Below are 7,588 nucleotides of genomic sequence, written 5' to 3'. Positions count from 1 at the left end.
TCCTAAGCCCCATCGCGTGCGGCTGGCTCCGATGCTGTCTGCATCTGGTCATCTAATGGGCGATCTTACCGTTCTCAACTGGGATGATGAAACTTTCTGGCTAATGGGGTCGTACTATCTGCGGTCTTGGCATATGCGCTGGTTCGACCAGCACAAGCCCAGCAGAGGTGTTGCGATCTCCGACATTTCGGATGCGGTTTCTGGCTTGTCGGTCACCGGCCCAAAGTCACGCGAATTTCTAGCGAGCTTAACCCCTTCAGATCTGTCGAACGCGGCCTTCCCATTCATGGCGTGTCAGCAAATAGACATTTGCCGCAGCCAGGCCAACGTGGCACGCCTCTCGGTGATGGGGGAACTAGGCTATGAGATCAATGTGAACGCTGCCGAGCAAAGACAGCTCTACCTTGATTTGTTGTTGGCCGGCCGCGATTGGAACCTTCGTGAAATCGGTTTCAATGCGTTGAGTTCTCTGCGTATCGAGAAAAGCTACGGAATCTGGTCGCGTGAGTTCACCCGCGCTTACACACCGGCTATGTGCGGCCTCGACCGCTTTGTCGCCTTTGATAAAGGTGATTTCATTGGAAGAGACGCGGTATTGGCCGAGCGTGATAAAGGGCGGCCCAAACAGCGGCTGGTTACTCTGAAAATCGATGCCAATGGCGCCGACGCTTCAGGCTTTGAGCCTGTCTTCGCGGGCGGACATCTCGTTGGTCAAGTGACATCGGGCGCGTACGGGCACGTTTCCGGTTTAAGCTTAGCACTCGGATACGTTGACAGTGTCGCCGTCGATGAGGGGGCCACCCTGTCAGTCGACGTGGTTGGGAAGTCGCGCCAAGCCGAAATAATTCCTTCCTCCCCGATCGATCCAACCGGGGCGAGGTTGCGTCAATGAAACGGTTGCGAGCAAGGAGCCGGCACTCATGACAAAGCGAGTTCAGAGATTAGGGCAACGCCCCCGGCGCGAGGTCGGTTCGGCAGGAGTTCCGTCGGGAAAGGTTGCCTACCGCAGATTGACCAATCCTCTCCAGCCGCAGCGGAGCTTTTCCGACGATCAAATCGCCACCTTGCACGATACCGCGCTGCGCGTTCTAGAGAACTTGGGCATGCGTGTGCTAAACGAAGAGGCTGTCGAGTATTTCCGAAAGGCCGGCGCAAAAGTCGATACATCCAGTTCAACTGTTTTCATCGACCGGGGTCTCGTTCGACAGGCGCTGGCAAGTGCTCCTGCATCTTTCGCGCTAGCAGGCGGTTCCTCGGACCGCGACATCCAAATTGGCGGCTCAAGCACGGCATTTGTCTGCATCGGCGGCCCTCCGAACGTGATGGATATAGAACGCGGTCGGCGCGCCGGCACGCGAGAAGACATGCGAACTTTCCTGAAGCTCACGCAGCATTTTGAAATAGTGCACCTCCTGAGTGTTAATGTCGAACCTCAGGACGTGCCGCTTGAATTACGCCACCTAGTTCAGACTGAGGGCCAATTGACTCTCAGCAACAAGCCGCTGTTCGTTTATGCTCGCGGGTCGAACCAAGTAAAAGACATGTTCGAGATGATCCGCCTCGCACGCGGGGTCGATGAGGAAGATTTTCGAGCTCGCCCGTACTGTTTTACGGTCATTAACACCAACTCTCCGCGCCAGCTCGACGTTCCGATGTGCCAAGGCATTATCGATTTCGCGCGTGCCAAGCAGGTGGCGATCATCACTCCTTTCACCCTCGCCGGTGCAATGGCTCCGATCACAATTGCAGGCGCCCTCGCGCTACAACATGCTGAAGCGTTAGCTGGAATCACACTGTCTCAAATCGTGAACCCAGGGGCACCGGTCGTTTATGGCTCATTTACGTCCAACGTCGACATGAAATCCGGATCTCCCGCGTTCGGCACACCAGAGTTTGTGCGGGCGGCATTCGGCGCAGGGCAATTGGCGCGCCATATTGGGCTGCCTTGGCGAGGCTCCGCTGCAACCGCATCGAATACACCGGATGCGCAAGCCACTTACGAATATCTAAATTCGGTTTGGGGGTCGGTCCTGGGCGGCGTCAACATGATGCTTCACGCTGCCGGATGGCTAGAAAGCGGCCTGTCGGCATCACTGGAGAAATTCATCCTTGATGTCGAAATGCTACAGACGATTGCAGAAATCTTCCAGACGGCAGATTTGGCTACAGACAATCTTTATGAGGCGATCGCTGAAGTCGAGCCGGGCGGCCATTTCTTCGGCGCGCCCTACACCATGTCTCGCTACCAAACCGCATTTTATTCGCCGCTTGTGTCGGATTGGCGCAATTTCGGGCAGTGGTCTGAAGACGGCAGCAAAACCGCTACTATGCGTGCAAATACCATATGGAAGAAAGTAGTCGAAGATTTCAAAGCCCCCTCCCTGCACGAGGGTGCTGAGGAAGCTCTTAGAGAATTCGTTGCGCGGCGTACCCGCGAAGGAGGAGCGTTTCCCGCATAGGCTGCTCTGTAGAAAGGCGAGAGGTACAGAACCTAATTGGCGGAACACGTTGCTTACACATAAGAGGGCAGTCTCCACAGTGCTTGGCTCAGACAAAAAAGTCAGCCATTAACTCGCTGATAATCTGCCGTCCGAGCGCTGAGCTCCTCTGTAGACTAGGCATGCACTCGGAGTTGGTTGGATTGCGAAATGACAGATCCAAGTAAGAATCCCCCGTTTAGTGCCAGCAAGCGCCGCAAGATTATGCCATTTGACGCGGTTCGCGCTGGAAATAGTCACATCGATAGTTCGGGGCAACGGGAAAAAGCCGCACGATTGAACCAGCATCGGCTCGGTTATGGGGCTATGGTGGAAGCGGAGTGGCGGGCCTCGGCTATTCCCGAACCTAATCTTCCCAAGATGCGACGGTATCGATTGGGTCGCATCCGGGGAGAACTCAGGCAAAAAGACTATGCAGGAGTCCTTCTTTACGATCCTGTGAATATCCGCTACGCGACCGACTCGACCAACATGCAGGTGTGGGTAGCACATAACCCTACGCGCTATTGCTTTGTTCCGACCGCCGGACCTGTCATCCTATTTGATTATCATGGTTGCGACCATTTATCGGACCATTCTGAGGTCGTAGACGAGGTCCGGCCTGCTGTAGCGTTCATGTATCTTTACGCGGGCAATATGGTACCCGAGCATATCAAGCGATGGGCGCGGGATATCGTCGACGTCGTGACTGAACATGGAGCTGGCAACCGGCGAATTGCCGTAGATCGATTGGATCCGGCGGCCTCGGTTGAACTCGCGAAGCATGGCATATCTGTCCACGGTGGGGACGAAATCATGGAACGCGCACGCCTTATAAAGTCTCCAGACGAAATATTATGCATGCGACGCGCTATTGTGGCTTGCCAGAAAGCCATGGGTGAAATGGAGTCTATGCTAGCGCCTGGCATTTCGGAAAATGAACTCTGGGCGCAACTTCATCGGGGTAACATCGCCCGCGGCGGAGAATGGATAGAGACACGTTTGTTGGCATCTGGACCTCGTACCAATCCTTGGTTCCAAGAGTGCTCATCGAGAATAATAGAGGCGGGCGATCTGGTGGCATTTGATACTGACCTGGTTGGACCTTACGGTTATTGCGTCGATATTTCGCGCACATGGCTATGCGGATCAGGAAAACCGACAAATGAGCAGCGAGATCTGTATGCGATCGCAGCTAGTCAAGTTGCAGCAAACACGGAGATTCTGAGACCAGGTATTTCGTTGACCGAATTGGGCGAAATGGCCGTTGGTCTCCCCGACGACTGCACACAGGGTCGCTACAGCTGTCTTTATCATGGCGTCGGACTAGCCGACGAGTACCCTGCGGTTCTTTATAAAGAAGATCGCAAAGATGACTTGCCAGAAGACGTTCTTGAATCGGGCACCGTCCTCTGCGTTGAGAGCTACGTAGGTCGGGCTTGTGGAGACGAAGGGGTAAAATTGGAGCAGCAGGTATTGATTACCGACACCGGTTATGAGCTGCTTTCAGACTATCATCTTGATACTCGATTGTGTAGTTAATTTTGTCTTCTGACAAATGCCAACTAGTTACTACCACGCTCAAATGAACGCTCCGCCCAACATCTTCGCCTTGCAGGCGCTGGCTCCAACCGAAACGGCCGCCCTCCGACCGTTGGACGTGGCGGTGCTCGTGCTTTCTGGCTTTTCGCACCTCGCGCTTCACGCCTATATCGAGCCGTTGCGCATGGCCAACGCTGTCGCGGGGGTGTCGTTGTTTCGCTGGTCGATCATGGGCACGAGTAAGCAGCCCGTCGAAGGGACCAACGGACTTGCAATGGCAGTCGACGCCTCGATGGACGAACTATCAGCGGGCATGGGCGATCGAAGAGCCGATCAGGTCGTCCTTATTGCAGGTGAGCCCGTGGAAAGGCAGCTTTCGCCGCAACTCAATACTTTTCTGCGCGCCATTGCCCGGCGTGGGATACCGATTTCGGCCATAGGCACCGGAACTTGGCTGCTCGCCCAGACTGGTCTTTTGGCAGACACGCGATGCACGATCCACTGGTCGCGGCTCGCCGCGTTTTCCGAAGTGTTCCACACGTCCCGGATCCGGGATTCTTTATTCGTCAAGGACGGGCAGTATTCAACATGTGCCGGCGAACTGGCGGCGTTCGATCTCGCGGTGGACCTCATCGGCAGCCACGCTGGGGGCTTCATTGCGCAGGAGGTTTGCCGCCACGCGACAGTGGAAGGTCAACGTTCGGGTTCAAAGCGTCAGACAGGGCCATCGCGACTTGCGTTTGCCGGAGTGAGCCCCAAGCTGGAGTTAGCGATGCGGACCATGGAGGAGAATGTCGAGTTTCCGTTGTCACTCGGCGAGGTGGCTCAGAGGGTAGGGATCTCTCGCCGCCAACTTGAGCGGCTGTTTGCTGCCCATATAGGAGTACCCCCCGTTCGTCATTATCTCCGAATCAGGGTCGAGCACGCAAAACGGCTGATCGAGGGTACGCGGATGCCGATCATTGATATCGCAATGGCCTGCGGGTTCATATCGGCCTCGCATTTCGCAAAGAGCTTTCGAGACTTCAACGGCATCTCCCCGCAGAAATGCCGGGCAAAGGTTCCGTCATGGGTTGGACCGGGGTTGGGGTATACCTGATATGATGTGCCAGGACGCTGGGTTGGCACAGTCGCTGCCGCGCGCGACACCCGCCGAAATTGCCGCCGTCGCGCCGAAGCAGGCGCCGCCAGTGCTGCAGGTCGAGGGGCTGAACAAGACTATGCCAGCCATGGCCGTGCATTGAGAGCGGTGAAGGACGTTTCAGTCAGCCTGCGGCCCGGCGAGACGCTCGGGTTGGTTGGCGAATCGGGCAGCGCAGACCACCTTTGCGAGGCTGCTGCTCGGCCTCGTGCCGCCGGACTAGGCGGCAGCATCGAACTGGAGGGCAGCAGTTGGCGCCGCGGCTTCCAGCCGCTCGGAGGAGCAGAGTCAAGGCGGTGCAGATCGTCTTCCAGAATCCGGATTCGGCGCTCAACCGTTCGCATTCGATCCGGCATATCCTCAGCCGCGGCGGTCTCACAGGCAAGACGCTGGGCACAAGGCTGGAAGAGCTCATCCGCTCGGTGCGGCTCACCGACCGGCATCTTGGTCAAGCCTCGGCAGCTGTCAGGCGGCCTGAAGCAGCGCGTGGCGATCGCGCGCGCCTTTGCCGGCGATCCGCGCATCGTCGTGTGCGACGAGCCGACCTCGGCTCTCCACGTGTCGGTGCAGGCGGCGATCCTCAGAAATGACGTCATTCGGCTTGGCGCTGATGCGTGGTATCACAGCGTTCGGTGCCTCATCATGCGTACCGGTTGAGCAGTATTATCGCAGCCGCGTCATTGCCGTACGCGTTCTTTCTCATCACTGTCTGAAGCCGGATCGCACACCCAGCAGAAGCTTCTTCAATGTCGCAACTCCAAAGATGGACATTCTTCAAATGCCAGCGGAAACAGAAACACTTATCTCACCTGATTTGCTAGAATTCCAATTACGATCTCGCCGAACCGGGCTACACGCAAGGCAGTCTGGGCTACCAATACCGGCACACATATTCCAGTGACCCATGGTTGGTTAGAGACAACAGTTTCATGACTTCACAAGTTGCAGTGATGTCGCTGACCGCAAAGGAAGCAATCATGAGTCTCAAAAGCAATGGTATCGGTAAGCAGGACCGCAGCGGCTTACATACTTTCAACACAGCTCAGGGCAGACGTATCCGCATTGAAGTCACGCATGACGCGAGATTGACTTTATATTAGATGACAAGTAGCCGATTTTATTCGGCAGCAGCACTCTACGAGATTCTGCCCGAACGCTCAACAACTGCTGCTTGGCCCGGCATGCGAGTTAATCGCTGTTGGGAGATAAGCGAGCGCGACATGGAGGATCGAACGACACGTTGGGGGAGAAGTTCGGCTCCCCACCGAGGTGGGACGGCGCCAAAATGCCATATCCAGGACCTGAGTTCAGTCTATACCCGGTTTATCGAACGCGACGAAGTGCAAAACCTTCGCTCGGGTGCTGCCGAATACGGGTCCGACGGGCACAGAACCCTTCCTGTTACCTGTCGAGTCTGAGCTCAAATAAGCAAGTCGGTCGCGCAGTTCTGGCTTCGCCGCTGGAAGCTCGGCGATCAAGGCAGCAGAAAAGGGCACCCAAGGGATGCTAGACGCACAGTCCACATGGCAAACTTTTGTCTTCTACCTCCTGCCCACCTTTTCGCTCCAGGCCCTCTCGTCAGCACTGGAAGCATTGAGGCTCGCCAACGAAGTGGTGGGGCGGGACGTTTATAGGTGGCAAGTGATTTCGGACGACGGGCAACCTGCGGCCTCGAGTTGCGGTTTATTGGTTTGCGCCGATTCTTCGTTGGCCTTCGAACGTGAACGGGCACGGCGTTCGATGACACCGCCGACTGTCGTCGTCGTGGGCGGTCGCAATGCTCCTAGTATGCACAGACAGCTTGATGCATGGCTACGAGAGTGTCGCAACCGCCGCGGCAGCCTCGTAGGCATAAGTGGCGGTACCATCGCGCTCGCTCGAGCAGGAGTTGCAGAAGGGCGACGTTGCGCAGTGCACTGGGAGCAATTCCCTCTGTTCTCCGAGCGGTTCCCACTTGTGCTAGCCACTCAAACCGCCTTTGAACGGGACGGAGACCTATACACCTGCGCGGGCGGTAACGCCCCCTTCGACATGTTTCTGGATTTGGTCGGGCGCCATCATGGGACGATCGTTGCCAACCGTGTTTGCGAAAAAGCCATCGCGTTCAGGACCCGTTCCGCAGGTGATCGCCAACGTCTACCGCTTCATTCTCAAGTGCAATTAAACCATCAAGCGGTCATCAAGGTTGTTGAGTTGATGGAAGCAAACCTTACGGAACCATTGCTGCTAGATGATATTGTGCGGTCGGCGGGCCTGTCCCGCCGTCAAATCGAGCGGCTGTTTAGGCGCGAACTGGGATGTTCACCAAGTCGGTACTATTTGGATCTTCGTCTAGAACGTGCTCACTTACTACTCATCAGTTCGCGACTGCCGGTCCTTGAAATTGCGATTGCGTGTGGCTTTGTCTCCGCATCGCACTTCTCGAAAG

General features: G+C 56.3%; 7 protein-coding genes and 1 pseudogene. All 8 read left to right on the top strand.

Going from position 1 to position 7,588, the window contains the following annotated elements:
• Nucleotides 1-892 (top strand): aminomethyltransferase family protein (locus EOA60_RS11790; protein WP_164899267.1); only part of this gene is annotated, 892 nt, incomplete at its 5' end.
• A 28-nt stretch (nt 893-920) separates the two neighbouring features.
• Nucleotides 921-2,459: a trimethylamine methyltransferase family protein gene (locus EOA60_RS11785; protein ID WP_127335264.1), complete on the top strand. Its 1,539-nt coding sequence runs from the start codon at nt 921-923 to the stop codon at nt 2,457-2,459.
• Between the two features lie 243 nt (nt 2,460-2,702).
• Nucleotides 2,703-4,019 (top strand): Xaa-Pro peptidase family protein, encoded by a 1,317-nt coding sequence (locus EOA60_RS11780; RefSeq protein WP_127335275.1) that lies wholly within the window; start codon nt 2,703-2,705, stop codon nt 4,017-4,019.
• A 43-nt stretch (nt 4,020-4,062) separates the two neighbouring features.
• Entirely contained in the window at nt 4,063-5,118 is a 1,056-nt protein-coding gene (locus tag EOA60_RS11775) for a GlxA family transcriptional regulator (RefSeq protein ID WP_164748273.1), read from the top strand.
• A gap of 22 nt (nt 5,119-5,140) precedes the next feature.
• Nucleotides 5,141-5,263 (top strand): hypothetical protein, encoded by a 123-nt coding sequence (locus EOA60_RS39685; protein ID WP_281060738.1) that lies wholly within the window; start codon nt 5,141-5,143, stop codon nt 5,261-5,263.
• Between the two features lie 5 nt (nt 5,264-5,268).
• Complete coding sequence (locus tag EOA60_RS11770; protein WP_164748274.1) at nt 5,269-5,817, top strand: ATP-binding cassette domain-containing protein; 549 nt, start codon at nt 5,269-5,271, stop codon at nt 5,815-5,817.
• A gap of 846 nt (nt 5,818-6,663) precedes the next feature.
• Nucleotides 6,664-7,149 (top strand): annotated as a pseudogene (locus EOA60_RS38915) (AraC family transcriptional regulator); the annotation flags it as partial.
• A 42-nt stretch (nt 7,150-7,191) separates the two neighbouring features.
• Nucleotides 7,192-7,588, top strand: a 397-nt coding sequence (locus EOA60_RS38910; protein ID WP_245502547.1) for a helix-turn-helix domain-containing protein, incomplete at its 3' end; no start/stop codon positions are given.

Source organism: Mesorhizobium sp. M1A.F.Ca.IN.020.06.1.1, from assembly GCF_004023265.1.
Lineage (GTDB): Bacteria > Pseudomonadota > Alphaproteobacteria > Rhizobiales > Rhizobiaceae > Mesorhizobium.
Note: the sequence above shows the minus strand (reverse complement) of the source record. Positions and strands in the feature narration are given on the sequence as shown.